Source organism: Streptomyces sp. TLI_185, from assembly GCF_003814765.1.
GTDB lineage: Bacteria > Actinomycetota > Actinomycetes > Streptomycetales > Streptomycetaceae > Streptomyces.
Window position 1 is genome coordinate 6,170,363 of the sequence record NZ_RKRB01000001.1, and the last position, 26,650, is coordinate 6,197,012.

General features: G+C 71.6%; 18 protein-coding genes. 12 read left to right on the forward strand and 6 right to left on the reverse strand.

From position 1 onward, the window contains the following. Positions 1-43: 43 nt before the first annotated feature. Positions 44-1,087, reverse strand: a complete 1,044-nt coding sequence (locus tag EDD92_RS28605; RefSeq protein ID WP_123966993.1) for a serine hydrolase — start codon at positions 1,085-1,087, stop codon at positions 44-46. Between the two features lie 172 nt (positions 1,088-1,259). On the opposite strand from EDD92_RS28605, the gene EDD92_RS28610 reads away from it, so the two are divergent. From EDD92_RS28610 to EDD92_RS28630, 5 genes are all read left to right on the forward strand, one after another. Beyond that, entirely contained in the window at positions 1,260-3,521 is a 2,262-nt protein-coding gene (locus EDD92_RS28610) for a serine/threonine-protein kinase (protein WP_123970588.1), read from the forward strand. A 164-nt stretch (positions 3,522-3,685) separates the two neighbouring features. Further along, entirely contained in the window at positions 3,686-6,448 is a 2,763-nt protein-coding gene (locus tag EDD92_RS28615; RefSeq protein WP_123966994.1) for a protein kinase, read from the forward strand. A gap of 160 nt (positions 6,449-6,608) precedes the next feature. After that, positions 6,609-8,297: a serine/threonine-protein kinase gene (locus tag EDD92_RS28620; protein ID WP_123966995.1), complete on the forward strand. Its 1,689-nt coding sequence runs from the start codon at positions 6,609-6,611 to the stop codon at positions 8,295-8,297. Positions 8,298-8,369: 72 nt separating this feature from the next. Beyond that, complete coding sequence (locus EDD92_RS28625) at positions 8,370-9,986, forward strand: serine/threonine-protein kinase (protein ID WP_123966996.1); 1,617 nt, start codon at positions 8,370-8,372, stop codon at positions 9,984-9,986. 99 nt (positions 9,987-10,085) lie between these two features. Beyond that, entirely contained in the window at positions 10,086-11,654 is a 1,569-nt protein-coding gene (locus EDD92_RS28630) for a serine/threonine-protein kinase (RefSeq protein ID WP_123966997.1), read from the forward strand. 7 nt (positions 11,655-11,661) lie between these two features. On the opposite strand, the gene EDD92_RS28635 is transcribed toward EDD92_RS28630, so the two are convergent. Next, the gene (locus EDD92_RS28635; RefSeq protein ID WP_123966998.1) at positions 11,662-12,564 is read right to left on the reverse strand and encodes an AraC family transcriptional regulator; all 903 of its coding nucleotides are present in this window, start codon (positions 12,562-12,564) and stop codon (positions 11,662-11,664) included. 72 nt (positions 12,565-12,636) lie between these two features. On the opposite strand from EDD92_RS28635, the gene EDD92_RS28640 reads away from it, so the two are divergent. The 4 genes from EDD92_RS28640 to EDD92_RS28655 all read left to right on the forward strand — a co-directional run bounded on the left by EDD92_RS28640 (position 12,637) and on the right by EDD92_RS28655 (position 18,897). Beyond that, positions 12,637-13,539: an MBL fold metallo-hydrolase gene (locus EDD92_RS28640; protein WP_123966999.1), complete on the forward strand. Its 903-nt coding sequence runs from the start codon at positions 12,637-12,639 to the stop codon at positions 13,537-13,539. 49 nt (positions 13,540-13,588) lie between these two features. Then, positions 13,589-15,340: a serine/threonine-protein kinase gene (locus EDD92_RS28645; protein ID WP_123967000.1), complete on the forward strand. Its 1,752-nt coding sequence runs from the start codon at positions 13,589-13,591 to the stop codon at positions 15,338-15,340. Between the two features lie 136 nt (positions 15,341-15,476). After that, the gene (locus EDD92_RS28650; protein ID WP_123967001.1) at positions 15,477-17,090 is read left to right on the forward strand and encodes a succinic semialdehyde dehydrogenase; all 1,614 of its coding nucleotides are present in this window, start codon (positions 15,477-15,479) and stop codon (positions 17,088-17,090) included. A 28-nt stretch (positions 17,091-17,118) separates the two neighbouring features. Continuing rightward, complete coding sequence (locus tag EDD92_RS28655) at positions 17,119-18,897, forward strand: GMC family oxidoreductase N-terminal domain-containing protein (RefSeq protein ID WP_123967002.1); 1,779 nt, start codon at positions 17,119-17,121, stop codon at positions 18,895-18,897. Positions 18,898-18,968: 71 nt separating this feature from the next. Here EDD92_RS28655 and EDD92_RS28660 read toward each other — a convergent pair whose 3' ends face one another. Then, positions 18,969-19,946 (reverse strand): LPXTG cell wall anchor domain-containing protein, encoded by a 978-nt coding sequence (locus EDD92_RS28660; RefSeq protein ID WP_123967003.1) that lies wholly within the window; start codon positions 19,944-19,946, stop codon positions 18,969-18,971. Between the two features lie 291 nt (positions 19,947-20,237). On the opposite strand from EDD92_RS28660, the gene EDD92_RS28665 reads away from it, so the two are divergent. Next, the gene (locus EDD92_RS28665; protein ID WP_123967004.1) at positions 20,238-21,371 is read left to right on the forward strand and encodes a hypothetical protein; all 1,134 of its coding nucleotides are present in this window, start codon (positions 20,238-20,240) and stop codon (positions 21,369-21,371) included. Positions 21,372-21,965: 594 nt separating this feature from the next. On the opposite strand, the gene EDD92_RS28670 is transcribed toward EDD92_RS28665, so the two are convergent. Then, the gene (locus EDD92_RS28670) at positions 21,966-22,268 is read right to left on the reverse strand and encodes a chorismate mutase (RefSeq protein WP_123967005.1); all 303 of its coding nucleotides are present in this window, start codon (positions 22,266-22,268) and stop codon (positions 21,966-21,968) included. Positions 22,269-22,595: 327 nt separating this feature from the next. Between EDD92_RS28670 and guaA the strand changes: the two genes are divergently transcribed. Next, positions 22,596-24,170, forward strand: a complete 1,575-nt coding sequence (guaA, locus tag EDD92_RS28675; protein WP_123967006.1) for a glutamine-hydrolyzing GMP synthase — start codon at positions 22,596-22,598, stop codon at positions 24,168-24,170. Between the two features lie 10 nt (positions 24,171-24,180). Here the strand turns inward: guaA and EDD92_RS28680 are convergent, their stop codons facing one another. Continuing rightward, on the reverse strand, positions 24,181-24,654 hold the full coding sequence (locus EDD92_RS28680) for a pyridoxamine 5'-phosphate oxidase family protein (RefSeq protein WP_123967007.1): 474 nt from the start codon (positions 24,652-24,654) through the stop codon (positions 24,181-24,183). Positions 24,655-24,830: 176 nt separating this feature from the next. Here EDD92_RS28680 and EDD92_RS28685 point away from each other — a divergent pair, with 176 nt between their 5' ends. Beyond that, on the forward strand, positions 24,831-25,640 hold the full coding sequence (locus EDD92_RS28685) for a class II aldolase/adducin family protein (protein ID WP_030930277.1): 810 nt from the start codon (positions 24,831-24,833) through the stop codon (positions 25,638-25,640). Here EDD92_RS28685 and EDD92_RS28690 read toward each other — a convergent pair. Next, entirely contained in the window at positions 25,637-26,521 is an 885-nt protein-coding gene (locus tag EDD92_RS28690) for a DUF4429 domain-containing protein (protein WP_123967008.1), read from the reverse strand. The genes EDD92_RS28685 and EDD92_RS28690 overlap by 4 nt on opposite strands. Between the last annotated feature and the right edge of the window lie 129 nt (positions 26,522-26,650).

Consider the following 26,650-nt stretch of genomic DNA (forward strand, 5'->3'; position numbering starts at 1 on the left):
ACGAGTGGCGCGAACCGGGATCTTCGTTCGGAACCCGGCCGTTCTACGGGGTGCGAGGGCAGAACTCGGCAGCGAGCAGGGCCCGTTCGAGGCCGGGGTCTGCGATCGCCGTCGTGTTCACGCGGAAGGTGAAGACACGCCGGCCGTCGACGGTGGCTGCGGTGCGCACGTAGCTGCCGGTGATGCGTCCGTTGTGTCCCCACACCGTGATGCCGCACGGCAGCTTCTCGGGAAACAGGCCCATGCCGTACAGGCCGTGTGCGGTGCGGGTGTCGCGCATCTCGCGCAGCCGGCGCGAGGGCAGCAGTTCGCCGCCCAGCAGGGCCGCGTAGAAGCGGTCCAGGTCGGCGAGTGTGGTCACCAGTTCGCCCGCGGCTCCGGCCACCCGCGGGTCGAGCTCGGTGACGTCGGTTCCGTCGGTGGCGTAGGCGCGGCCGTGCGGAGAGGGCAAAGAGGTACGGGAGCCGGGGAAGGAGGTGCCCGTCAGACCCAGCGGAGCGATGATGCGGCGATCGGCCTCGGTTGCGTACGAGTGGCCGGTGACCTGCTGGATGACCATGCCGAGCACCACGTAGTTGGTGTTCGAGTAGGAGTAGCGGCCGGGCTGGGCCGGGGGGCGGGTGAGCGCGATGCGTACGGCTTGACGAGGGGAGAGGGGAACGAGGCCCCTGGTGTCCACGGTGAAGTCGTTCAGGCCGCTGGTGTGGGTGAGCAGGGCGCGCAGGGTCATGGCGCGGCCGTCGTTGCCGGCTCCGTGCACCAGGCCGGGCAGATGCTGCTCGACGGTGTCGGACAGGGACAGCCGGTGCTCCGCCGCGAGCTGCAGGACGACCGTCGCGATGAAGGTCTTCGTGATGCTGCCGGCGCGGAAGTGGTCGGTGCGGGCGATGCCCCGGCCGGCGTGGGCGTAGCGGGTGCCGGAGTCCTCGCGGGCCAGGAGGGCTGCGGCGGGGGCCCTGCCCTGTGTGACCAGCAGGGGCAGGAGCGTGTCCGTGGCCGGTGCCGCGGGGGCCGAGGAGGAGGTCGGGGACAGAGTGAGGAGCACGAGCGACACGGGCGCGGCCAGTAGCGTCCGGAGCGGTGGCATCGCGAGGTCCTCCCTTGTCGCGGCCCATCATCCAGGGTGGCGAGACGCTCGGTCCGGCGGGGTCCCGGTTGCACGGGCTCCTCGTAGGGCGCCACGGGCACCCTGGGCGTCGGGCACTTGTCGGGTGAGGGACAATGGAGGCTCTGTCAGGGCGGGTTGCATGAGGGGACGCATGTCGGAGGCGGAGCGGGCGGGGACATCTCGTCAGGAGACTCGTCAGGACAACAGCGAGCGTCTTCTCGCCGGGCGGTACCGGCTGGGGAGGGTGCTCGGCCGTGGCGGCATGGGCACGGTGTGGCGGGCCGAGGACGAGACCCTGGGCCGGACGGTCGCCGTCAAGGAGCTGCGGTTCCCGTCGAACATCGACGAGGACGAGAAACGCCGGCTGATCACGCGCACGCTGCGCGAGGCCAAGGCGATCGCGCGGATCCGCAACAACAGTGCGGTGACGGTCTTCGACGTGGTCGAAGAGGACGACCGGCCGTGGATCGTCATGGAGCTCGTCGAGGGCAAGTCGCTCGCCGAGGTCATCCGGGAGGACGGCCTGCTCGAGCCCAGGCGTGCGGCCGAGGTCGGGCTGGCGATCCTCGACGTGCTGCGCTCGGCGCACCGCGAGGGCATCCTGCACCGTGACGTGAAGCCGTCCAACGTCCTGCTGGAGTCCGACACCGACCGGGTCGTGCTCACCGACTTCGGTATCGCCCAGGTCGAGGGCGACCCGTCCATCACCTCGACCGGCATGCTCGTCGGCGCGCCCTCCTACATCTCCCCGGAGCGGGCCCGCGGGCACAAGCCGGGCCCCGCGGCCGACCTGTGGTCGCTCGGCGGACTGCTGTACGCGGCGGTCGAGGGAGTGCCGCCGTACGACAAGGGTTCCGCGATCGCCACCCTCACCGCGGTGATGACCGAGCCGATGGAGGAGCCGAAGAACGCGGGGCCGCTGAAGGACGTCATCTACGGGCTGCTGACGAAGGATCCCGCCAAGCGGCTCGACGACGCGGGTGCGCGGGCGATGCTCAACCGCGTGATCCACGCGCCCGAGCCGAAGGAGGCCGAGCCGGAGCCGCCGATGGACGCGACGCGGGTCGTGCCGTTGCCGGTGCAGCCCGACGGGGGCAAGGCGAGTTCGGGCGGCTCCGGCGGCAAGCGGGGCGAGGAGGCGGCGGAGAAGCTGCGCGGGGCGCTGCGTTCCGTGCGGAAGGCCGCCGTGGCGGCGGGAGCGGCGGCCGGTTCGGCGGCTGCGGCCCGCGCCAAGTCGGGGAACGGTACGGCCGGTTCGGGGTCCGAGGGCACCAAGTCCGCCGGGGCGTCGGGTGCGGCCGGTTCTTCGGCTCCGCCGGCACCCCCTGCTCCTGCGGCTCCTCCCGCTCCGACGACTCCGATGCCTGCGGTGCCTCCGGCTCCACGGCCGGCCTCGTCGCCGTCTTCGTCGCCGTCGGCTGCGGTGCAGTCCTCGGCTTCGTCGGCAGCTTCGGGAGCCAAGGAGCCTTCCGGTACCTCTGCCGGTTCCGGTTCATCGGCGGGTTCGGGTTCCGCGGGTGCTTCGGGCTCGTCGGCAGGTGCAGCCTCCGGGGGCCCGGAGAGCGGGGCGCAAGGGGCGAATGCGCAGGCCGGCGGGCGCAGTTCGGGGTGGCCGGTCGTGCCGCCGCCGGATCTGCCGCCGCGGCCCGTGCCGAGGGCGCCGCTCACCGACGTGGTGCCGAAGCGGACGCTGGTGATCATCGCGGTGGTGATCGTGCTCGCCGTGGTCGGGACCGTGCTGGCCTTCGTGTTCGGCGGGGACCACGGCAAGAGTTCACACGGCGGCAAGAACAGCGGCGGGAAGGCCGCGGTCAGTGCATCCTCCAGTGCCCGCGCCAAGGAGGACACGAGTGGCGGCAGCCGTGCGGACGGAGGCGACGCGCAGCCCGCGTCGGCCTCGACGGACGGCAGCACTCCCAGCAACGGTCCGACCGCGTCCGGCGGCAGCAGTGCGGGAGACGGCGGGGCGTCCGGCGACAGCGCGGTGGAGACGGCGTACAAGGGGAGCCAGGGGTACTCGATCGGTCTGCCCAAGGGGTGGAAGTACCAGGGGGCGAGTGCCGCCGGGGACCGGTTCACCGGGCCCGACGGGCAGAAGCTGCTCGTCGCCTGGACGTCCACGCCCAAGGGCGACCCGGTGGCCGACTGGAAGAACCAGGAGCGCTACATGACGCGCTCGCAGTACCAGAAGATCCGCATAGAGGAGGTGGACTACCGCGACTGGAACACGGCCGACTGGGAGTTCACCTATGTGGAGAGCGGGACGGAGTACCGGACGATCGACCGGGGGTTCGTCGTCAACGACCATCTCGGATATGCGCTGATGTACACGGCGAAAGCCGCGAACTGGGGCAGTGACCTCCGTAAGGACACCTGGAAGACCCTCGCGAAGACGTTCGAACCCAAGTCGTGATGTGACCGAACCCGTGTTTGAGCCGTGAGATCTGGCATCCCCTCATTGCGGGTTGCCTCCGGCACGTATCGTGAGTGTTTGCGGACCGTACGCATCCAGGTATGGGTTCGGAACGGGGCGCAAGGCGAACGGAATTGACCAACCGGGCGGCCGGGGGAGGCAACGTGGACGACTATGCGGGACGGGTTCTTGCCGACCGCTACCGCCTGCCGCTGCCACCCGCCGACGAGTACGAACTCACCGACACCCGTGCCTTCGACACCTACAGCGGTCAGGAAGTCCTGGTCAGGCAGGTGCCGTTGCCCGAGGTCGTCGAGGCGGAGGTGCTCGACGCCGAGGGGCTGCCGGACGGTTTCACGGCGCGTGACCCGCGGCAGCGGGGGAGCGGGCGGTCCGCGGCGCGCACCGGGGTGCGGCGGCCCACCGACCCGGCCGTACGGCGTGCGGTCGAGGCCGCGCAGGCCGCGGCGCAGATCCCCGACCATCCGCGGCTCGACCAGGTCTTCGACGTGTTCGCCGAGGGTGGTTCGCTGTGGATCGTCAGTGAGTTGGTGGCGGCGCGACCGCTCGCGGCGCTGCTCGCCGAGAAGCCGCTCACGCCGTATCGGGCGGCCGAGGTGGCCTCCGACGTCCTCATGGCGCTGCGTGTGCTGCACGCCCATGGCTGGGTGCACCGGAACATCACGGCCCGTACGGTGCTGGTCTGCGACGACGGCCGGGTGATGCTCACCGGGCTCGCGGTCGGGGCGGCGGAGGAGGCGCTGTGCGGGTACGACCCGGTGCCGGCTCCGGAGGGTGACGGTGGCGGCGGGTTCGGACCTGAGGGCGGTTCCCCGGGTGAGCCGGGTGGGCAGGGTGGACCGGGTCTGCCGGGCGGCCAGGGTGCGCAGAGCGCCCAGGGCGCCCCTGGATTCCAGGGCACTCAAGGCGGTCCCGGGGGTGCCGACCCCGAGGCCGCTCGGCGTGCCGCCATCCGTGCGCGTACGGCCGGGGGGCTGCCGAGCGCCGGGGCGGACCCGGCGAACGGGGCGGGGGCGCCGGGTGCGCTCGCGCCCAAGGCCCTGGAGAGCGGCGGGGACATCCGGGCCGCGCGGGCCGGGGCGATCGCCGCGTACCGGGCGGGCGCCCGGGCCGCGGCCAGGGTTCAGGAGGCGCAGCAGAGCGGGCGGGCGGCGCTGCCCGGTGCCCGTTCCACGGCCGAGGGCGGCCCCGCCTCGCAGGCCAACGGCACAGCACAGACACACACTTCCGAGGCCTCCTCGCGCACCACTGGGACGCCGGGGCAGATAGCCGACCCGTACGGCACGAGCGCCTGGCACGGGGCCGCGCCCCGCAGCGGAGTCGGCAGGGCACCGGCCGTCGAGGGCAGTGAACCGGCCGGTCTCGCGGGCCAGGGCGGCCGTACGGCACTCCCGCCGGGCGACGGCGCCTCCCATGCCGGCGGAAGCCCCTACGGCAGCGGCGGCGCCTACGGGGCGCAGCCCGGCACAGCGCCCGGCGCCGGTGCTCCCGCGGCCTCCGGCGTTCCGGCGCCCCGCCTGGACAAGGCCCCCCCGACGGGCGTTCCGACGCCCGGCTCCCACACTCCCGCCCCGCTCCCGCCCGGCGCCCCGCCCCCCAGCCGCTGGGACGACCTCGTGGCCGGCACCCCCGCCCCGCGCGGTCCCGCCACCCCGCTCGCCGCCGAGCGGGCCCGGCAGGCGCGGATGGCCGTGGTGGGGCCCGTGACGGAGCGGTGGGCGCCGGAGCAGGCCGGGCCCGTGCACGAGAACTGGCAGCTGGCGGCGCCCATCGGGCCCGCGACCGATCTGTGGGCGCTGGGGGCGCTGCTCTTCAGGGCCGTACAGGGACATGCGCCGTATCCGGAGGAGTCGACGGCCGAGCTGGTGCAGATGGTGTGCGCCGAGCCGCCCGCCTTCGCGGAGGAGTGCGGGCCGCTTCGGCCGGTCGTGGAGTCGCTGCTGCGTCAGGACCCCACCGAGCGGCTGGACTTCGAGGAGCTCCGGGGCTGGCTGCGATCCCTCGTGCGGTCCGCGCCCGAGCCCGACGCCGGCGCGCACGTCATAGCGGCGCCGCCCGCCGACGCCAGCCGGCTGCCCGTCGTACGGCGGCGGGGCGAGCTGGTGCGCAGGCGGCGCGCCGGACTGCCCGCGACCAGCGCGCACGGGCGGCACAAGCGGGCCAAGGAGCAGGCGCGTTCGCCGCGCAGCCTCGGCCGCACCCTGCTTGTGCTGATCCTGCTCCTGCTGGCCGCGGCGGTCGCGTACGCCGTGCTGTTCATGCCGAAGGCCGGGGAGAAGGGCGCGGCGGGCAGCGACCGTACCGGCAGTGCGGGGAAGGTCAGCCCCGCCCCCGAGCAGTCGGACAAGGGCGCGAGCAGCCAGCCGCGCCCCGACCAGACCTCGCCCAAGTCCGAGGACAGCCCCTCGAATTCGGCGACCGCGACCGAGAGCCAGACCAGCGGGCCGGCCGTCGCCGACGGTTTCACGCTGCGCAAGGACCCCGAGGGCTTCCGGGTCGCCGTGGCCAAGGGCTGGTCGCGGGCCGGAAAGAACAGCTGGAACCAGGTGGTGTACTCGCACGGCGCCTTCGAGCTCATCGTCGTGAAGGGACGCGACGGCGCGGTCACCTACGGCAGCGACCCGATGGCGTACCAGCGGGACACGGAGCACGAGTTGCAGCCGTACCGCAGCTCCAGCTGGGCCACCGCGACCGGGCTGCGCACCGTCACGGTGGGGACGCGGGCCATGGCCGAGGGGCAGTTCACCTGGACCGACGGCGGCGGGAACGACCTGTATGTGCGCAACCTCGCGATGCTCATCGACGGGCGGTACCACATCGTGCAGGTGCGCGGTCCCGAGTCGCAGCGGGACGAGGTGACGAAGCTGTACGAGCAGGCGTCGGCCACGTATCAGGTGACCGGCTGACCTCACCTGTGAACGGTCCGTGAAGCGAAAACGGTTGCTGTCCGGGCCCCTGAGCGACAACCGTCACAGTGCGGTCTCCTTGGGACCCCCGTTGTTCCCTGTTTACGGACCGGTCCTTAGTCTGACCCTGTCAAGAGCATTGCGGGGCAACGTGAATCAGATGCAGGGCCAGCTTGTCGCGGGCCGCTACCGGCTCGCCGACTCGATCGGCAGCGGCGGCATGGGCCGCGTGTGGCGAGCACACGACGAGGTGCTGCACCGGGCTGTCGCGATCAAGGAGTTGACCGCCGCGCTCTATGTGTCCGAGAGCGAGCAGGAGCGGCTCCTCGCGCGCACCCGGGCCGAGGCGCGCGCCGCCGCGCGCATCAACCACTCCGCCGTGGTCACCGTGCACGACGTGCTCGAACACGACGGCCGCCCGTGGATCGTGATGGAGCTCGTCGAGGGCTACTCGCTGGCCGACGCGGTCAAGGAGAAGGGGCGCGTCGAGCCCGCAGAGGCCGCGCGCATCGGACTGTGGGTGCTGCGCGCGCTGCGCGCCGCGCACGCCGCCGGAGTGCTGCATCGCGACGTGAAGCCCGGCAACGTCCTCATCGGCCACGACGGCCGCGTCCTGCTCACCGACTTCGGCATCGCCCAGATCGAGGGCGATACGACGATCACCCGCACCGGAGAGGTCGTCGGTTCCGTCGACTACCTCGCCCCCGAGCGGGTCCGCGGCCACGACCCGGGCCCCGCCTCCGACCTGTGGGCGCTCGGCGCCACGCTGTACACGGCGGTGGAGGGCAGGTCGCCGTTCCGCCGCACCTCGCCGTTGTCCACCATGCAGGCGGTCGTGGAGGAGAACGCCGCGGATCCGCAGCACGCCGGTCCGCTCGGGCCCGTCATGGCCGCGCTGCTGCACAAGGAGCCCGCCGCACGGCCGTCCGCGGCCGAGGCCGAGCAGATGCTCGCCGAGGCGGCGGAGGGACGGCGGTCGAACGCGGCGCAGGCGTATGTGCCGACACAGCACACGGGCTCCCGCTACGAGACCGGGAGCACCGGCACCGGGCCGCACACCGGCTCCCGCACGGGTCCGCAGACGGGCTCCGGCACGCCGTACCCGCCGATGACCGGGCCGACGTCGATCGGACCGACCGGGATGGGCCCGGAGCACCGGACGACCACCGGCCCCGCCCCCACGCCGAAGCGCCGCCGCCTGCGCGCCTTCGTCCTCGCGATCGCCTTCGCGGCGATCGTCGGCGCAGGCGCGGCCGTCGCGCTGCAGTCGCAGGACAAGGGAACGCCGGGCGGCGCAGCCGGTACCTCCACGACGCAGAGCCCGACGCCTACACGCTCGCCCAGCCCGAACGCCAACGGAACCGTTCCCGCGACGTGGCAGGCGTACCACGACCCCTGGGGCTTCACCGTCTACCTGCCCAAGGGCTGGAGCCGGAAGGTCGTCGGCGTCCCGAGCGAGCTCAGGCAGGTCGACTACACGCCCGACAACGGCAGGCACTTCGTCCGCATCGCCATGGACACCGCACCGGACTTCAAGGACGCCCGTTCCCACCAGCTGAACCTGGAGCAGACGCTCGAGCGTCGCTTCGCCGACTATCACCGCGTACGGCTGGAAGAGAACATCTACCGTGACCGGCCCGGCTCCGTCTGGGAGTACACCTGGACCGCGTTGAAGGGGCAGCCGGAGGTTCCCTTCCCCGGTCCGCGCCGCGCCGTCGAGGAGACGTACATGTCCGGGAACGGCACCGAGTACGCGATCTACATCTCCTCGCCCGCGGCCGACTGGGCCGCGACGAGCAAGCAGTTCAAGTGGGTCCTGCAGGGCTGGCAGGAGAACACCTCCCAGTAGCCGTTGGGCCGGACGGGGGTTGGCCGGTCGCCGCCCCGGAGCAGGTCCGTCCGGTGCGGCATGATGGGGCGCATGGGGACCGAGGGGGAAGGCGTCCGTGTCATAGCGGGCCGTTACCGGCTTGAGGCGAGACTCGGGCGCGGTGGCATGGGCGTGGTGTGGCGGGCGACCGACGAGCTGCTCGGCAGGCAGGTGGCGGTCAAGGAACTCCCCCTCGACCTCGACGAGACGCTCTCCGTGGAGGAGAGCAGGCGGCAGCGCGACCGCACCCTGCGCGAGGCGCGGGCGGTGGCCCAGTTGCGCCACCCGCACATCATCGTCGTCCACGACGTCGTCGAGCACGACGAACGCCCGTACATCGTCATGGAGTTGATCGACGGCGGCTCCCTCGCCGACCGCATCTCCCAGCGCGGGCCGATCGTCCCCGCCGAGGCCGCCCGGATCGGCGCTGCTCTGCTGAGCGCGCTGCGCACGGCGCACGAGGCCGGGGTGTTGCACCGCGACATCAAGCCCGCCAACGTCCTGCTGGAGTCCGGCACGGACCGGGTCGTCCTCACCGACTTCGGCATCGCCCAGGTCGCGGGCGCCACCACGCTCACCGAGACCGGCTCCTTCGTCGGCTCGCCCGAGTACACCGCGCCGGAGCGGATGTCCGGGGCCAGGACCGGCCCCGAGTCCGACCTGTGGTCGCTGGGCGCGCTGCTGTGCACCGTGCTGAGCGGCGAGTCCCCGTTCCGGCGCGACTCGCTCGGCGGCATCCTGCATGCGGTCGTCTTCGACGAGATACGGCCGCCCGCACAGGCCGAGCCGCTCCTGCCCGTCGTCCTGGGCCTGCTGGAGCGCGATCCCGACCGCCGGCTGGACGCGGCGCAGGCCGAGCGGATGCTGCGCGCCTACCGCGACACCGGTCGCACCCCGGCCCTGCCCCCCGGCTACACACCGACCGAGCGGGACATGCCCCGCCCGCCCGCGCCGCTGCCCATGCCGTCACCTTCGCCGTCGCCCACGGTGGAGACCAGGCGCTCCACCCGGGGCGTGCTGGTGGCCGCACTGCTGGTCGCCGCGATGGCCGGGGCGGGGGTCTCGGCGGCGGCGCTGCTCATGAACCGCGGCGGCGAAGGGGGCGGTGGTACGCCGACGAGTTCGGCGCCGCGGACTTCGGTGAGCGCGTCGCCGTCACCCCCCTCCAGGACACCCAGCCCCTCGCACACGCCGCCCAAGCCCCCCGTCACCGCGACCCTCCCCTCCGCCCCCTCCGGCTACCGCGTCGCCGAGGACCCGGCCGGCTTCTCCCTCGCCGTACCGGAGGACTTCACCCGCACACCGCAGGGTGAGCGCGTCTTCTACCTGTCGTCGGGAGAAACCTTCCGGCTTGGTATCAAGGCCACCGACCCCGAACCGGGCGGCCCGCTCGCGGTGATGCGGCGCGCCGCCGCCAAGGGCTCCGACACCAACCCCGGCTACCACGACGGCCGGGTCACCTCGACCACACGGCACGGACACCCCGCCGCCCTCTGGGAGTTCACCTGGAACGGCTTCAGCACGGCCGAGGGGCCCCGGCACACCTACGACCTGTGCTGGGAGGAGCGCGGCCGGATGTACGACGTGTGGGTGTCGGCGCCGGTCGGCAAGGTGCGGGAGGCGAAGGAGTACTTCGACGTCGCGGTGGACACGTTCGTGGCCGGGTGAGGCGCAGGCCCGGGGATTCCTCGGGGGATACGTCACGGGTGTGTGACCGGAATGCGCCAACCCTGGATGCGTGAGCGTCTGGCGCGATATGGATGGTCCATGAGCAGCAGTGGGGGAGTCGGCCACGAGTCCGACGACACGACGAGTTTTGTTCTGCAACCTCCCAGACCTCGGCAGTCGGAGCCCGGCGCCGGTCGGCTCATCGCGGGCCGTTACCGGCTGCTGGCGAAGCTCGGGCACGGTGGCATGGGCACGGTGTGGCGAGCCAAGGACGAGACCGTCGACCGAGAGGTGGCCGTCAAGGAGCCCCGCGTCCCGGACCATCTTCCCGAACGTGAACGCGCCAACGTCTTCGAGCGGATGCGCCGCGAGGCCCGCGCCGCGGCCCGTCTCGACCACCCGGCCGTGGTCAGTGTCCACGATGTGGCGGTCGTCGACGGCCGGCCGTGGATCGTGATGGAGCTGGTGCAGGGCCGTTCGCTCGGCAGCGCCCTGCAGGAGGGCACGCTGGACGCCCGCGAGGCCGCCAGGATCGGCCTGGAGGTGCTCGGCGCGCTGGAGGCCGCGCACGCTGCGGGCATCCTGCACCGCGACGTGAAACCGGACAACGTGCTCCTCGGCCGCCACGACCGTGTCGTCCTGACCGACTTCGGCATCGCCCAGATCGAGGGCGAGACGAGCCTGACGGACACGGGAGGCTTCGTCGGGTCGCCCGAATTCATCGCCCCGGAACGGGTGCTGGGCCAGCGCCCCGGCCCGGCCTCCGACCTCTGGTCCCTCGGCGTGGTCCTCTACGCGGCCACGGAGGGCGTCTCCCCCTTTCGCCGCAGCAACACGCCGGCCACCCTCCAGTCGGTCCTCAACGCCACGCCGGCGCCGCCCGCTTCGGCGTCGGGACCGCTGGCCGAGCTGATCACGGGCCTGCTGCAGAAGGACCCGGCGAGACGTCCGAACGCCGCACAGGTCCGGGCGCTGCTGGAACAGACCGCGAACCCGCCGGTCGCGGCGCCCTTGCAGCCCACGCAGCCCGGGCGGATCGTCACCCGGGGGTTCCGGTTCGGCCGCAAGGCGTGGATCGGGGCCGGCACGGGCGTCCTCGCGGCGGCGCTGGTGGCGTTCCTGGTGATCGCGAATCCCTTCGCGGGGCCGTTGCCCGACGGCTGGAAGACCCACCACGAGAGCGACGTGGCCGCGACGCTGGCGGTACCGGACGGCTACGAGCGGCAGCTGCCCGACCGGAAGACCGACAAGAACCACTGGGTCACGTACAGCGACCTGAGCGGTGCGATCGGGATCACCCTGAGCCTCCAGAAGAAGTCGGAGGACACCGGCGGCAACATCAAGGACTCCGCGGCCGCCCAGATGTACGACGACAACGGCACGTTCAAGGCGAGCGGCGCGTACGAGCTCAACATGCCCGCCGGTCCGACGACGAAGACCAGGCTGACGACGTACAAGAACAAACCGTCCGCCGAGAACACGGTGGCCTACAAGACCAACGACAGCCAGCACCCGCTCCCTCGCGAGGTGCGGATCTTCTACTACAAGTCCTCGGCGGGCGACCTGTACAAACTGATCGTCAGCTACCCCGGCAGGGGTGACTTCACCGCGCGCGGACGCGAGGTGGCGCAGGCGGCGATCGCGAATCTCGACGTCGACAAACTCTGACCCGCCGTCAGCGCCGCACCTCCGCGCGATACCTCCCCGGCGTCACCCCGAACTCCCTGCTGAACGCGTGCGACAGGGCGTACGGGCTGCTGTACCCGGCCGAACGGGCCACCGAGGCCAGCGGGGCGTCGGTGTCGCGCAAGAGCGTGGCCGTGTGGGTCAGCCGCCACCAGGTCAGATACGCCATGGGCGGGCGGCCGACCAGGGCGGTGAACCGGCGGGCCAGCGTCGCACGGGAGACGCCCGCCTCGGCGGCCAGGCGGTCGTTGGTCCAGGGGGCGGCCGGGTCCGAGTGCAGGGCCCGGAGGGCGGCCGTCGTCACCGGGTCGCTGAGTACGGCCGGCCAGGCACCCGCCGTCGTGTCCGCCTCCGTCGTCCACGCCCGCACCATGTAGATCAGCAGCAGGTCGAGCAGGCTCGGCAGGGCCAGGCAGGAACCCGGGCGGCGCTCGTCGAGCTCGCGGGCCAGCAGGTCCACGGCAGCGCGCAGCTCGGGATGGGAGCCGACCCGGTTCGGCAGATGGACGACCTGTGGCAGCTCCGCCAGCAGCGGGTGCACCCGGCTGCGGTCGAGGCGGTACTTGCCGCACAGCAACTCCACCTCACGCCCGCCCGGCGTCCCCGCCGGCGGTCTCATCTCCTCGAAGGGCACGGCCCGCGTCGTATCGCCCGGTGCGTCCGCCAGCACATGCCCCGCCCCGTGCGGCAGCAGTACGACGTCCCCCGCGCCCAGCGTCACCGGCTCGCCGCCCCCGTCGGGCAGCAGCCAGCAGCCGCCCGCGAGGACCACGTGGAACCCCGCGCCCTCGTACGGGGCGAGCCGCGTGCACCAGGTGCCGGCGACCCGCAGACGATTCGAGGAGGGTTGCCCTATGCGTACGGCGGAGATCGCGTCACTCACCACGTCCATGAGACGCAAGCGTATCCGAATGAGCCGGAAGGGCATTGGAATGCTCACCACGGCGCTTCTAGAGTTCCTGTCATGGCTGATGAGAACGTGCAGAGTTTCATGATCGGTGACGTCGAGGTGCTCCGGGTCGTCGAGTGGCGGGCGCCCTACGCCCCGGCCCGGGACCTCGTTCCGGGCGTCGGCCCCGAGGTGTGGCAGAACAATCGGGATGCGCTCGTCCCTGACCACTGGGAGCCCGGCAGCGACCGTGCCGTGGTCGCGCTGCAGACCTGGGTGGTCCGCAGCGGCGGCCGTACCGTCCTCGTCGACACCGGGGTGGGCAACGGCCGCGAGCGGCCCGGCAACGCCCTCTTCCACCAGCGCCAGGGCGACTTCCCGGACCGCCTGGCGCAGGCCGGAGTGCGGCCTCAGGACGTCGACGTCGTCGTCAACACTCACATCCACGGTGACCACGTCGGCTGGAACACCCATGATGTGGACGGCAGTTGGGTGCCCACCTTCCCGAACGCCGACTACCTCCTCCCGGCCGCCGACGACCACCACTTCGGCCCCGACGGCGGATACGGCGGCGGCGTACGCCCGGACGACCGGCTGATCCACGAGGACAGCATCGCGCCCGTGCACCAGTCCGGGCAGGCCGTGCTGTGGGACGGCGAACACCGCATCGACGAGCACCTCACCCTGGAGACCGCCCCGGGCCACACCCCCGGCTCGTCCGTCCTGCGCGTCGCCTCGCGCGGTGAACAGGCCGTGTTCGCAGGGGACTTGCTGCACAGCCCGGTCCAGATCCTGCACCCCGAGTGCAGCAGCTGCTTCTGCCTGGACCCCGGGCAGGCGGCCACCAGTCGCCGCCGGGTGCTCGAACGAGCCGTGGACGAAGGGGAGTTGCTGATCCCGGCGCACTTCGGCGGATCGGGGGTCGTGGAGGTGCGGCGGCGGGGCGACACGCTCGCCTTCGCCCGCTGGGCTCCGTGACACAGGCCCCGCGTCGACAAGTCCCCGTTCCACAAGGTACTCATGGGGCATGAGTGCAGGCGGCGAACGGACGCGCGAAGGTCGGCTGCTCGGCGGGCGCTACCGGCTGACCGAGCGCATCGGCTCCGGCGGGATGGGCACCGTCTGGCAGGCGTACGACGAACTCGTGGAGCGGGACGTCGCCGTCAAGCAGCCGCGGCTGCCCGGCGACCCGGAGGACGAGCACCACCGGCGGGCCGCCCACCGCCTCTACCGCGAGGCCCGCGCCGCCGCCCGCGTCGACCACCCGGCCGCCGTCTCCATCCATGACGTGGTGGTCGAGGAGGACGGACTGCCCTGGATCGTCATGGAGTTGATCCGCGGCGAGTCCCTCCACGAAGTCCTCCAGCGCGGCCCGGTCGAGGCCTGCGAAGCCGCCCGTATCGGCCTCGCCGTCCTCGGCGCCCTGGACGCCGCGCACGCCGTCGGCATCGTGCACCGGGACGTCAAGCCCGCCAACGTCCTCCTCGGCGCCCACGGCCGTGTCGTCCTCACCGACTTCGGCATCGCCCACGTCCAGGGAGAGGAATCACTCACCGTCAGCGGGGAGTTCGTGGGCTCCCTGGAGTTCGTCGCACCCGAGCGGATGTCGGGCCGGGGCGCCGGTCCCGCCTCCGACCTGTGGTCGCTGGGCGTGCTGCTGTACGCGGCCGTGGAGGGGGTCTCCCCGTTCCGGCGCACGACGGTGGAGTCCACGCTCGCCGCGGTCATCGCCTCCGACGCGCCCGAGCCGAAACAGGCCGGACCGCTCGGCCCGCTGATCGCCCGGCTGCTGGTGAAGGACCCGGAACTGCGGCCCGGCGCGAAGGAGACCGGGGCGGTGCTGGAGGCCGTCGCGGAGGGCTGGCCGGTACCGCAGGCCGAGACCGGCGCGGCGGCGGCCCAGGACACCACGGGACTACGGGAGTTCGCCGACGACGTGGGAACCGTACGACTGGGGGCGACGCCCGTGCCGGACACGCCGGCCCCTGTGCCGGAGGCGGCCTCCGCGGCCGTACCGGAATCCGACACCGCACCCACCTCCGGGCCCCGGCCGGCACCCGAGCCGTCCGAACCCGAGCCGTCCGAACCCGAGCCGTCCGCAGAACCCGCGACCGCGAGCGTCCCCCGTCCGGAGCCCGCCCCGAAGCGCGCTCTCCTGCGCCGCCGCACCTCCCTTGCCGCGCTCGCCGCCCTGCTCGTCGGCGGCACCTGGCTCGGCGCCCCCTACTTCGTCGAGTCCGACAGCAAAGGCGTCACCGAACAGACCGGCACCCTCACCGAGACTCCGGCCCGCGAGGCGACCCCCAGTCCCGGTGCCACCGCCTGGACCGTGCACCGGCAGCAGGGCATGAACGCCGTGCTGGCCCTGCCGAGCCGGTACCGGGAGTCCGCCAGGGAAGGCAGCGCCGCGAGCCCGCCCCGCCTCGTCGAGTACGACGGGCCCGACGGCAAGGTCACCATCCGCCTCACCCAGTGGGACAGGGCACCCCGCTCCCCGATGGCCCAGGCGCAGCAGGCGCACACCGTCTGGAACAGCTACAACGGGGACGCCCGCACCCAGTACACCCGCACCACCTTCCACGGCTACGAGGCCGTCCAGGCCGACACCTCCTACAGCCCGGGCGACACCCCGGCCCGGGTGATGCAGCTGATGATCCGCACCGATGACGGGCGCATGTACGAACTGCGCGTGGACATGCCCAAGGGGACACCGGCCGAGAAGAAGGGCACCGCGCTCTTCAAGGGCGCACGTGACCGCCTCGTGATCGGAAAAAGCTGAACCGCTCCCCGTCGTCCCCGCACAACGCCTGATCAGCGCAAACCTTGCCAGTGAGCACTGGCGGCGTGTGTGTACTCCGTGAAGCCGCGTTACCGACGGGTACCCAAAGGCCCCGCGCCGTCATACCCTGCGCCTCATGACGGAAGCGCATGCCGAGGCCAAGGCCGGCACGAACCCTCTCGCCCCCGCCCCCGAAGGCGCCCGTACCGCCGCCGACGTGGTCACCCCCGAGCTGATCGCCCAGCTCACCAAGGGCGTGGTCGGCTCCGGACGCACCGCCAACCACACGCCGTTCACCGGCGAGAAGCTGGCCGACCTGCCCGAGTCCACGCCCGCTGACGTCGCCAAGGCCTATGAGGCGGCCCGCGCGGCACAGGCGGTCTGGGCGCAGACCCCGGTCCGGCAGCGCGCGGCCGTCCTCCTCCGCTTCCACGACCTGATCCTCGCCCGCCAGGCCGAGGTCCTCGACCTGATCCAGCTGGAGACCGGCAAGGCCCGGCTGCACGCTCACGAGGAGGTCCAGGCCGTCGCGGTCGCGAGCCGTCACTACGGCCGCAGGGCTGCCGCCTATCTGAAGCCGAAGCGGCACGCGGGCGCCATGCCGACGCTGACGAAGGTGACCGAACTCCGTCACCCGCGCGGTGTGGTCGGCCAGATCGCCCCGTGGAACTACCCCCTGGAACTCTCGGTCGGCGACGCGCTCCCGGCTTTCGTGGCGGGCAACGCGGTCGTCATGAAGCCGGACACGGAGACCTGCCTGACCGCCCTGTGGGCCCGCGACCTGCTCATCGAGGCCGGCCTCCCGGCCGACGTCTTCCAGGTCGTCCTCGGCGAGGGCCCGGTCGTCGGCCCCGAGATCGTCAAGCACGCCGACTACGTCTCCTTCACCGGCTCCACCCGCACCGGCCGCGAGGTCGCCCAGGGTGCCGCCGCCCGCCTGGTCGGCGTCTCCCTCGAACTCGGCGGCAAGAACGCCATGCTGGTCCTGGAGGACGCCGACATCGAGAAGGCGGCCGCGGGCGCGGTCCGCGCCTGCTTCTCCTCCGCCGGCCAACTCTGCATCTCCATCGAGCGGCTGTACGTCCACGAGTCGATCGCGGACACCTTCCTGGAGCGCTTCGCCACCCGCACCAAGGCCATGCGCCTCGGCACCTCCCTCGCATACGGCGCCGACATGGGCTCCCTGGTCGGCGAACGCCAGCTGGAGACGGTCACCCGCCATGTCGAGGAGGCTGTGGCGAAGGGCGCGAAGGTCGTCGCGGGCGGTGTCGCCCGCCCGGACATCGGCCCGTACTTCTTCGAGCCGACCATCCTCGACGGAGTCACCGAGCCCATGTCGGTCTGCACCGAGGAGACCTTCGGCCCGGTCGTCTCGATCTACCGCTTCAAGACCGACGACGAGGCGATCGAGCACGCCAACTCCACGCCGTACGGCCTGAACTCCTCGGTCTGGACGAAGAACGGCAGCCGCGGCCGCGAGGTCGCCTCCCGCCTCCGCACGGGCACCGTGAACGTCAACGAGGGCTACGCCCCCGCCTACGGCAGCGTCCAGTCCCCGATGGGCGGCATGAAGGACTCCGGCCTCGGTCGCCGCCACGGCTCCGAGGGCATCCTCAAGTACACGGAGGCCCAGACGGTCGCCCAGCAGCGCCTGCTCCCGATGGCCCCGTCACTGGGCATGGACGACGAGAAGTACGCGCAGTTCATGAGCCGCAGCCTCCGGCTGATGAAGGCCCTGCGCTTCAAGTAGCAACACCCGTTCTCAACGAGGAGAGCACGTGTCACAGGACACCTACGACTACGACGTCATCGTCGTCGGATCGGGCTTCGGCGGTTCCGTCACCGCACTGCGCCTGACGGAGAAGGGTTACCACGTCGGTGTCCTGGAGGCCGGCCGCCGCTTCACCCGGGAGTCCCTCCCCAAGAACTCCTGGGACCTCAAGAACTACCTCTGGGCCCCCAAGCTCCACATGTACGGCATCCAGCGCATCCACCTGCTGGGCAACGTCATGGTCCTGGCCGGCGCAGGCGTCGGCGGCGGCTCCCTCAACTACGCCAACACCCTCTACGTACCGCCCAAGCCGTTCTTCGAGGACCCCCAGTGGCGTGACATCACGGACTGGCAGGAGGAGCTGAAGCCGTACTACGACCAGGCCCAGCGCATGCTCGGCGTACGGCTGAACCCGACGATGACCCCGTCCGACGTACACCTGAAGGCCGCGGCCGAGCGGATGGGCGTCGGCGACACCTTCCACATGGCCCCGGTCGGCGTGTTCTTCGGCGACGGAAAGGACGCGGAGGGGAAGTCGAAGGCGGCGTCCGGCGGGCAGGTCGACGACCCCTACTTCGGCGGCGCGGGCCCGGCCCGCAAGGCGTGCACCGAGTGCGGCGAGTGCATGACCGGCTGCCGCCACGGCGCGAAGAACACCCTCAACGAGAACTACCTCTACCTCGCCGAGAAGGCGGGCGCGGTCGTGCACCCGATGACGACGGTCGTGTCGATCACGGACGACTCGCAGGGCGGCTACGCCGTCGCCACCCTCCCCACCGACGAGAAGAAGAAGTCCAAGGGCCGCACCTTCAAGGCCCGCAGGGTGGTCCTGGCCGCCGGCACCTACGGCACCCAGACCCTGCTGCACCGCATGAAGTCCGGCGGCCAACTCCCGTACATCTCGGACAAGTTGGGCGAGCTGACCCGTACCAACTCCGAGGCGCTGGTCGGCGCGCAGACGGACGACCGCCGCTACCGCAAGGCGACCGGCGCACCGAAGGTCGACTTCACCAAGGGAGTCGCCATCACCTCGTCCATCCACCCGGACGAGAACACCCACATCGAGCCGGTCCGCTACGGCAAGGGCTCCAACTCGATGGGCAGCCTGTCCATCCTGCAGGTGCCGTACGCGGAAGGCTCGTCGAGGGTCCTGGGCTGGCTCGCGAACGCGGCCCGCCACCCCGTCCTCGTGCTGCGCTCCCTTTCCAACCGCCGCTGGTCGGAGAAGACCATCATCGGCCTGGTGATGCAGTCGCTGGACAACTCCCTGACGACGTACCTCAAGCCGGACGGCGTCGGCAAGGGCCTGCTCACCGCCCGCCAGGGCCACGGCGCCCCCAACCCCAAGCAGATCAGGGCCGCTTCGGAGGGCGCGGCCGCCATCGCCGCCGACATCAACGGCTTCGCGGGCTCGAACGTCGGCGAACTCATGGGCACCCCCCTCACCGCCCACTTCCTCGGCGGCTGCCCGATCGGCACCTCGCGCGAGACCGGCGTGATCGACCCGTACCACCGCCTCTACGGCCACCCCGGCATCTCGGTGGTGGACGGCGCAGCGGTCTCGGCCAACCTGGGCGTGAACCCGTCCCTCACGATCACCGCCCAGGCCGAGCGCGCGATGTCGTACTGGCCCAACAAGGGTGAGGAGGACCCGCGTCCGGCGCAGGGAGCGGCGTACGAACGCCTGAAGCCGGTGGAACCGAAGGCCCCCGCGGTCCCGGCGGACGCCTTCGGCGCACTGAAGCTGCCGTTCCTGGGAATGCCGACGGTGCCGCCGAAGAAGTAGGCGCCCAGACACGGCGAAGGACCCGCACCCCCCTCCGAGTGCGGGTCCTTCTTTCTTGCAGTGAGCTGCTGTTACGCGCTCGCGCCGGCCCGACGGCGACGCACCGCGAACACCGCACCGGCACCGGCGACGACGGCGACACCGCCGACGAGGCTGACCATCGGCAGGGCGGAGCTCGAACCGGTCGCGGCGAGGCTGCCGGTGACCTCCGGGGTGGTGCTGGACGGCTTCTTGTCTGTGACCGGAGCCTTGCCGCCTTCCTGCGGCTTGGTGCCGGACGTGTCCGTGCCGCCGGACACGATCTGGAACTTGTAGGCGACGTCGCCGTAGCCGGTGCACTCGCCGTCGCTGTCGCCGTAGATCGTCGCGCCGAGCGAGAAGCCGGCGCCCACCGGGGCGGACGAGGTGACGTTGACCCGGAGCGGGATGTCGATCTCGTAGTCGGGCTTCAGCTCGTCGGCATAGCCGACGTAACCGACCGCGTAACCGCCCTCGTCGAGGTTCTCCCAGACCTTGTCGTCCGGGTTCCACGCCTGGAGCCGGACCTGCTTGCTCTTGAACAGGTCCTCGCCGTTCTTGTCGGGCGAGGCCCCCGCGAAGAAGTCGAGGTCGTTCAGCGTGGAGTCGGAGTTGTTGAGGACGTTCAGCGAGAACTTGTGCCAGCCGCTGCCCGCCGCGATCTTGCCCGGCAGGCCGGTGATGCTGACGTCGACCTTGGAGTCCTTGCACTCGTCGACCGGTCCGTCGGAGGGCGACGGGTCCTCGCTCGGCTCGGCCGACGTGGAGGGCGTGGGCTTGCCCGACTCGGTCGCGGTCGGCGCCGAACTGGAGGCCGGGGCGCTCGGGGTGGCCGTTTCGGTCGGCAGGCCGGTGTCCGTCGGCGTCGCCGGGGCCGTGTCGCTCGGCGTCTCGGTGGGCGTCTCGGACACGGTCTCGGTGGCGCTCGCGGTCGGCGTCTCGTCCGCGAAGGCGGCGGGCGCGGACAGCAGCGCGAGGGGAGCGATGACCGCGGTGGCGGCCGCCACGCCCATGGCACGACGAAGCTTCATGACAACCTCAGGGGAGTCCAGTCCAATGGGAGGGCTCCGCGTGTGGGGCGCGGGTGTGGCCCTTGGTTCGCCTGGTTGGATCCGTGAAGCCTGTGAATGGTTGTACCGGCCTTCACAGATTTCTTATGTGGCCTGCGTCACTCACTCGCAGCGAGCAGCAGTTCATGAAGGCCGCATTCTTCACGTGCCCGGGTCACGTACGCTCTGCTGCTCGACAGGCGATGCACATGACAGCCGCCGACGAGTACCTCGATGAGCCCCGAAGAGCCCTGACAGAAAGGCGTCCGAGTCGTGGCCGACAGACCTTCCGAAGAGCGGAGATCCGGTTCCGGCGAGGAGCCTTCCATACCCGACGACGTGTGGGACAAGTTCCTCAAGGAGGCCGAGGCGGGGCTCGGCTCCGCCCCCAAGGAGCCCTCCGCGCGCGCCCGCATGGTCACCGAGCGGCTGCGGCAGCAGGACGCGCGCGGCGAGAGCCCGGAGAGCTGGCGCGCCGGACCGGCCCGCCGCGAGCGCCGCCGCGTCTGGCCGGTGCTCGGCGTCCTCCTCGCCGTCGCCGTGGCCGTCGTGGCCGTGAAACCCTCGGTCATCCCCGGCGACCCCTTCGGTACGAAGGACGAGGGCCCCTCCACCGCTGCCTCCCCCCTCCCGGCGGAGACCGCGGCCCCCACCGCCCCGCCCTCCCCGGCCGACTCCGAAACCCCCTCCTTCGCCCGGCCGTTCGCCGGCTCCCCGGCCGAGCGCTGGGCCGACGGCGCGGCAGGCATCGTCCTGCCGAAGGCGACCCCCGTCGGCACGCTCTCCAAGGCCCAGGTCGAGCAGGCCCTGCGGCAGACCAGAACCCTCCTGGTCGACGCGAACCTCAACTCGGCCACCCTGCGCGGCGAACGCCCCGCCACCGCGCTCGGCGTGATCGAGCCGCGGCAGACGGCCCTCCTCACGCGGCTCAACACGTCCTTGGGCAAGCCGGACGAGAAGCACGACCCGCTGTCCATGTTCAGCCGCTTCGACCCGGCGGAGATCAGACTCGTCGGCGACGTGATCAAGACCCGCGGCCGCATCACCTTCAAAGCCGGCGAACAGTCCTCCGTCGCCGTGCACGCCGACTACACCTTCGTCTACCCGGTCGCCCGCACCGGCGGCTCGAAGGAGGTCACCCGCACCATCGTGCGCCGAGTCCTCGACATCGAGATGTCCGACCCGGCCCGCTACAAGGTCACCCCCGGCAAGATCACCATCCGCCGCTACGACCGCGACGTCGGCAACTCCGCCTGTGACGTCCACGACGGCTACCTGCACCCGGAGTTCACGTCGGACACCGCGACCGGCGCCCCTCCCACGGGCCCGACGACGGACCCGTACGACCGCAGCAAGGGCATCGACGGCGACCCCACGCGGGGCTGCGGGACGGTGTCCAGGGTCTGACCGGTGACCGGTCACTCCTGGATCCGCCCGATTCCGGCTCCGGGATCCGCTGCACGGACATGCGAAGGGCCCCGCGGAACTTGGCCGCGGGGCCCTTCTCCGTCAGCACCGACGTCAGGGCAGCGCCGGTGCCTGGGAGCGGCGCCGGGGGGTTGCGCCGCTTGTCCTGTGTGCCCTGGGTCGCCGCCCCGGCGCATATGGGGCGCACGGATGGTCTCGACCTCTGACGGTACGGAAGTGCAAGCAATGCAGTTGTCTGCGGCGGGACTTGGGGGCTTTCTACGCATCGTGCTGGATGGACGGGGCGTACGCAACCGTTTGACCCAGGGTTGTGCATTTTTGCATTTTCCGCCGGTCGGCCCCGGGCGTCCCCGGGGCCGACCGTTCTCTTGGGTGACCGGGCTGCTGTCCCCTGCCGTCCGGCCACAACCCTGGAGTGAGGTCCCACGACGTCCGGCACGACCCGTACGTCTCATCACTCCAGCAAGCCACGCGTGGTTCTTTCGGGCCCGCCCCTGGCTGGCACGGACACCACCACCAACGAATGGGTTCGCCGGGCGGTCACGCGCCGTACGGGTTAAAGGGACTGCGAACTCAGATGCGACCGCGGCACAGTTCGAGCAGCGTCATGGCGAGGGACGTACCGGGCTTGCCGAGGGCCTCGCTGTAGTGGCCGAGGACCTCCATCTCGCGGGACAGGTTCACGCGCCGCCCGCCGGAGGCGATGCGGGCCTCCTGGATGACGGCGGAGACAGCCATCCGTTCCTGGATCAGACCGATGATCCGGTCGTCGAGCGCGTCGATGCGCTCCCGCGCACCGGTGATCACGCCGGCGGCCTCGGTGGTACGGGCGCCGGTCTTGTCCGAGGCGTTCTTCTCAGCTGCGGTGGCGGTCATGTCGGGGGCTCCTCGTCGGATGGGCGGGTGCGGTGCCCCGGAGCGGCAGGACCCGGAAAACGACAGGCGCCCCGGGCCTTGTCGGCCCGGGGCGCCTGGGAAGTCGCTTGTCAGTAGCTCAAGCAGCACGACCATGGCAGCCGGCGGGCCGGTTGCCATAGGTAAAGAGGAAGGTCTGGTGCGTGAGCATGGGGTCAGTATGCCGCGCGTTCCCGGGTCGTCCAATCCGGTTCGCATCCTGAGACGGGCTTTGCCCCGGGGCGGTCCCGCCGAGCCCGGTAGACTCGGCCTCACACACACCCCTCGCTCACCGCCGGAAGGCAACCCGTGTCACCAGCGAACCCCGCCGCCCCCGACACCGTCCTGGTCGTCGACTTCGGCGCGCAGTACGCCCAGCTCATCGCCCGTCGCGTCCGCGAGGCCCGGGTCTACAGCGAGATCGTGCCGAGCACCATGCCGGTCGCGGAGATGCTCGCCAAGAACCCCGCGGCGATCATCCTCTCCGGCGGCCCCTCGTCGGTCTACGCGGAGGGCGCCCCGCGCCTCGACCGCGAGATCTTCGAGTCCGGCGTCCCCGTCTTCGGCATGTGCTACGGCTTCCAGCTGATGGCCACGACCCTCGGCGGCACCGTCGACAACACCGGCGCCCGCGAGTACGGCCGTACTCCGCTGCACGTCTCCAAGGCCGGCTCGACCCTCTTCGAGGGCACGCCGGACGAGCAGTCGGTGTGGATGTCGCACGGCGACGCCTGCTCCGCCGCCCCCGAGGGCTTCACCGTCACGGCCTCCACGGACGTCGTCCCGGTCGCCGCCTTCGAGAACGACGAGAAGAAGCTGTACGGCGTCCAGTACCACCCCGAGGTCATGCACTCGACGCACGGCCAGCAGGTGCTGGAGCACTTCCTGTACCGGGGCGCGGGCCTGACCCCCTCCTGGACCACCGGGAACGTCATCGAGGAGCAGGTCGCCGCCATCCGCGAGCAGGTCGGCGACAAGCGTGCCATCTGCGGTCTGTCGGGCGGCGTCGACTCCGCCGTGGCCGCCGCCCTCGTGCAGAAGGCCATCGGCTCCCAGCTGACCTGCGTGTACGTCGACCACGGCCTGATGCGCAAGGGCGAGACCGAGCAGGTCGAGAAGGACTTCGTGGCCGCGACCGGCGTGCAGCTGAAGGTCGTCGACGCGGAGGAGCGGTTCCTCAAGGCGCTCGCCGGGGTCTCCGACCCCGAGGAGAAGCGGAAGATCATCGGCCGCGAGTTCATCCGGGTCTTCGAGCAGGCCCAGGCGGAGATCATCGCGGACGCGGGCCCGGCGGTGGAGTTCCTCGTGCAGGGCACGCTCTACCCGGACGTGGTCGAGTCCGGCGGCGGCACCGGCACCGCCAACATCAAGTCCCACCACAACGTCGGCGGCCTCCCCGAGGACCTCGAGTTCCAGCTGATCGAGCCGCTGCGCAAGCTCTTCAAGGACGAGGTCCGGATGGTCGGCCAGGAGCTCGGGCTCCCGGACGAGATCGTCCAGCGCCAGCCCTTCCCGGGCCCGGGCCTCGGCATCCGCATCGTCGGCGAGGTCACCAAGGAGCGTCTCGACCTCCTGCGCGAGGCCGACGCCATCGCCCGCGAGGAACTGACCGCGGCCGGCCTCGACCGCGACATCTGGCAGTGCCCGGTGGTCCTGCTCGCGGACGTCCGCTCGGTCGGCGTCCAGGGCGACGGCCGGACCTACGGCCACCCGATCGTGCTGCGCCCGGTCTCCTCCGAGGACGCCATGACGGCGGACTGGTCGCGCCTGCCGTACGACGTCCTCGCGAAGATCTCGACACGGATCACGAACGAGGTCGCGGACGTCAACCGCGTCGTCCTCGACGTGACGTCGAAGCCGCCGGGCACCATCGAGTGGGAGTAGGCCCCAGGCCCTAGGTGCGCTTGATCGTGCGCAGGGGTTCACCGGGCTTCCAGACCTGGACGACCAGGTACTTGTCGTCCTCCACGTAGGTCCTCACGACCTCGGTCAGCCCGGTACGGAAGAGGTGGAACGGCTCCGGCGGTTCCACCTCTTTGCTGTACGCCGCCTTCGCCTCGCCGTCCTCGACGCCGATCGCCCGCCCGCTGATCCGCACGTCACCGCCGCCCATGGCGGTGCCCGGCCCCGGATTCGCCTGGAGCGCGAAGCGCGGGTCGCGGTTCAGGTCGAGGGCCTTGAGCGAGCCCGGCATCATGCCGAGCCACAGCTCACCGTCGAGAAAACGGACCTCGAGGCCGGTCGTGCGCGGCGACCCGTCCTTGCGGAGGGTGGCGAGAACGTGGTGGGTGAAGGCCCCGAAGCGGTCCTCGACGGTCCGGGCCAGATCCGGTTCGGCGGCGACGAAAGCCGCCCAGTTCACTGTCATACGGCGAGTGTGACGCCGATACCCGACATCTTCTGGCGGGTATTCGTGGGGGCGTCAAAGGCTCTCCGTGCGCCCCCGCAACGGTTGCGCGCGTCATCTTTACAGAACATCTCTGTTCTCATTGGCTGACCGACGGTAACTTCCGCCCCGTAGAGCAACCCAGTGCTGGAGGACACATGCACGGGACCCCCGGGACCGGGCCCACCCCGCCGCCCGCCCTTCCCAGCGACCGGCTGCGGTTCGCGATGCCGCCGATGCACGACTCGCTCGACGACGAGCGCCGGCATCGCAAGGAACGGCTCGCGGGCGCGCTGCGGATCTTCGGGCGGCTCGGCTTCGAGGACGGCGTCTCGGGGCACATCACCGCGCGTGACCCCGAGTACAGCGACTGCTTCTGGGTCAACCCGTTCGGGATGCCGTTCAAGCACGTCACCGTGAGCGACCTGGTGCTCGCCAACTCGGACGGGCAGGTGATCGAGGGGCGCTACCACGTCAACCAGGCCGCCTTCACCGTCCACGCCCAGGTCCACGCGGCCCGACCGGACGTCGTGGCCGTCGCCCACTGCCACTCGGTGCACGGCAGGGCCCTGTCCGCGCTCGGCGACCTCCTGGACCCCATCACCCAGGAGAGCTGCGCCTTCTACGAGGACCACGCCCTCTACGACGCCTACACCGGTGTCGCCGTCGACGCCGAGGAGGGCCGCCGTATCGCCTCCGCGCTCGGCTCCCGCAAGGCGCTCGTGCTGCGCAACCACGGGCTGCTGACCGTCGGCGACTCGGTGGACGCGGCGGCCTGGTGGTTCGTGTCCATGGAACGCTCCGCCCAGGTGCAGCTGACCGCCAAGGCCGCCGGACGCCCCCTCCTCATCGACCACAGGGCGGCGGTGGCGACCCGCGAGCAGCTCGGCGGCGACCTGGTGGCATGGATCAACTACCAGCCGCTGTGGCAGGACATCAGCCGCAGCGAGCCGGATCTGCTCAGCTAGAAGCCTCGCAGTACGGCCGCCTTGGTCATCGCGAACTCCTCGTCCGTGAGGACCCCCTCCCGGTGCAGCTCGCCCAACTCGCGCAGCCGCCGCAGGAGTACGTCGTGGTGGTCGGCCGCGGGCGGCACCGCTGCCGTCGGCTGCCGTCTCTCTGCGTACTGGCCGCCGTCGCGTGTGGACGGATGCGGCAGGCGCGCGGTGATCGCGGTGGCGACCAGCGCGGTGAGCAGGTCGCGGCGGGCGCTGCCCCACAGGTCCAGTGCGTACGGGTCCTTCTCCGGCGGCAGTTTCGAGAACACCGTCTCGCGGGTCACGAAGCGCAGGAAGCCGTCCTCGTAACCGGAGTTGGGCAGCCACTCGACCTGCACGAGGTCGCCGACGGCGATGATGCGCGGTCCGGTCGCCCGCTTGACCCGGTCGGAGGTGTCGGCCCAGTCGATACGCACCTGGGTGCCGTCGAAGGAGACGGTCCCGTCGGAGGAACGCACCGAGACCGGGACGGGCGGCCCCGGCAGCAGATACGCCTTGGTCGGCTCCTTGGGGATCTGGTCAAGGAGCAGGGCCCGGCGGATCTCCTCGGCGACGTACTCGGCGACCCCGGCCCGGTCCACGTCCACCACCAGCCGGTACGGGTCGGCCGGATCCGGCAGCCGCCCGCCGGTCGCCTGGAGCAGCGGGTCGGCGCCCTCGCGCAGCCGTATCCGCAGCCGCCCGCGCTTGCGTTCCGGTTCGAAGACCACGCCCGCCACGGCTTCGAGGGGCACCGCGACCTCCCCGTACGTCTGCCGGAACAGCGGCACGGAGCGGTGGAGGCCCGGCGTGATCCTGACCGTGGTGCCGTCGAAGGCCCAGGTCCCGTCCCGCTGGATGATCTCGGCCATAGGGAAATTCTCGCAGCCGGGTCAACACGATGGCCCCACTTCACCCCGGGCTGACCAGACCTGCCGGACGGGGGTGGGGTGGCGTAGGGCACAATTCGCTGTCATCACACGGGTGTTTGCGGGGCGGCG

What these genes read in the sequence shown, in the direction of transcription:
- EDD92_RS28625 (WP_123966996.1), top strand. Translation starts at nt 8,370, where the DNA reads ATGGGGACCGAGGGGGAAGGCGTCCGTGTCATAGCGGGCCGTTACCGG.
- EDD92_RS28620 (WP_123966995.1), top strand. Translation starts at nt 6,609, where the DNA reads ATGCAGGGCCAGCTTGTCGCGGGCCGCTACCGGCTCGCCGACTCGATC.
- EDD92_RS28670 (WP_123967005.1), bottom strand. Translation starts at nt 22,268, where the DNA reads ATGACCGCCACCGCAGCTGAGAAGAACGCCTCGGACAAGACCGGCGCC.
- EDD92_RS28630 (WP_123966997.1), top strand. Translation starts at nt 10,086, where the DNA reads ATGAGCAGCAGTGGGGGAGTCGGCCACGAGTCCGACGACACGACGAGT.
- EDD92_RS28635 (WP_123966998.1), bottom strand. Translation starts at nt 12,564, where the DNA reads ATGGACGTGGTGAGTGACGCGATCTCCGCCGTACGCATAGGGCAACCC.
- EDD92_RS28685 (WP_030930277.1), top strand. Translation starts at nt 24,831, where the DNA reads ATGCACGGGACCCCCGGGACCGGGCCCACCCCGCCGCCCGCCCTTCCC.
- EDD92_RS28680 (WP_123967007.1), bottom strand. Translation starts at nt 24,654, where the DNA reads ATGACAGTGAACTGGGCGGCTTTCGTCGCCGCCGAACCGGATCTGGCC.
- EDD92_RS28640 (WP_123966999.1), top strand. Translation starts at nt 12,637, where the DNA reads ATGGCTGATGAGAACGTGCAGAGTTTCATGATCGGTGACGTCGAGGTG.
- EDD92_RS28690 (WP_123967008.1), bottom strand. Translation starts at nt 26,521, where the DNA reads ATGGCCGAGATCATCCAGCGGGACGGGACCTGGGCCTTCGACGGCACC.
- EDD92_RS28650 (WP_123967001.1), top strand. Translation starts at nt 15,477, where the DNA reads ATGACGGAAGCGCATGCCGAGGCCAAGGCCGGCACGAACCCTCTCGCC.
- EDD92_RS28610 (WP_123970588.1), top strand. Translation starts at nt 1,260, where the DNA reads ATGTCGGAGGCGGAGCGGGCGGGGACATCTCGTCAGGAGACTCGTCAG.
- EDD92_RS28660 (WP_123967003.1), bottom strand. Translation starts at nt 19,946, where the DNA reads ATGAAGCTTCGTCGTGCCATGGGCGTGGCGGCCGCCACCGCGGTCATC.
- EDD92_RS28605 (WP_123966993.1), bottom strand. Translation starts at nt 1,087, where the DNA reads ATGCCACCGCTCCGGACGCTACTGGCCGCGCCCGTGTCGCTCGTGCTC.
- EDD92_RS28645 (WP_123967000.1), top strand. Translation starts at nt 13,589, where the DNA reads ATGAGTGCAGGCGGCGAACGGACGCGCGAAGGTCGGCTGCTCGGCGGG.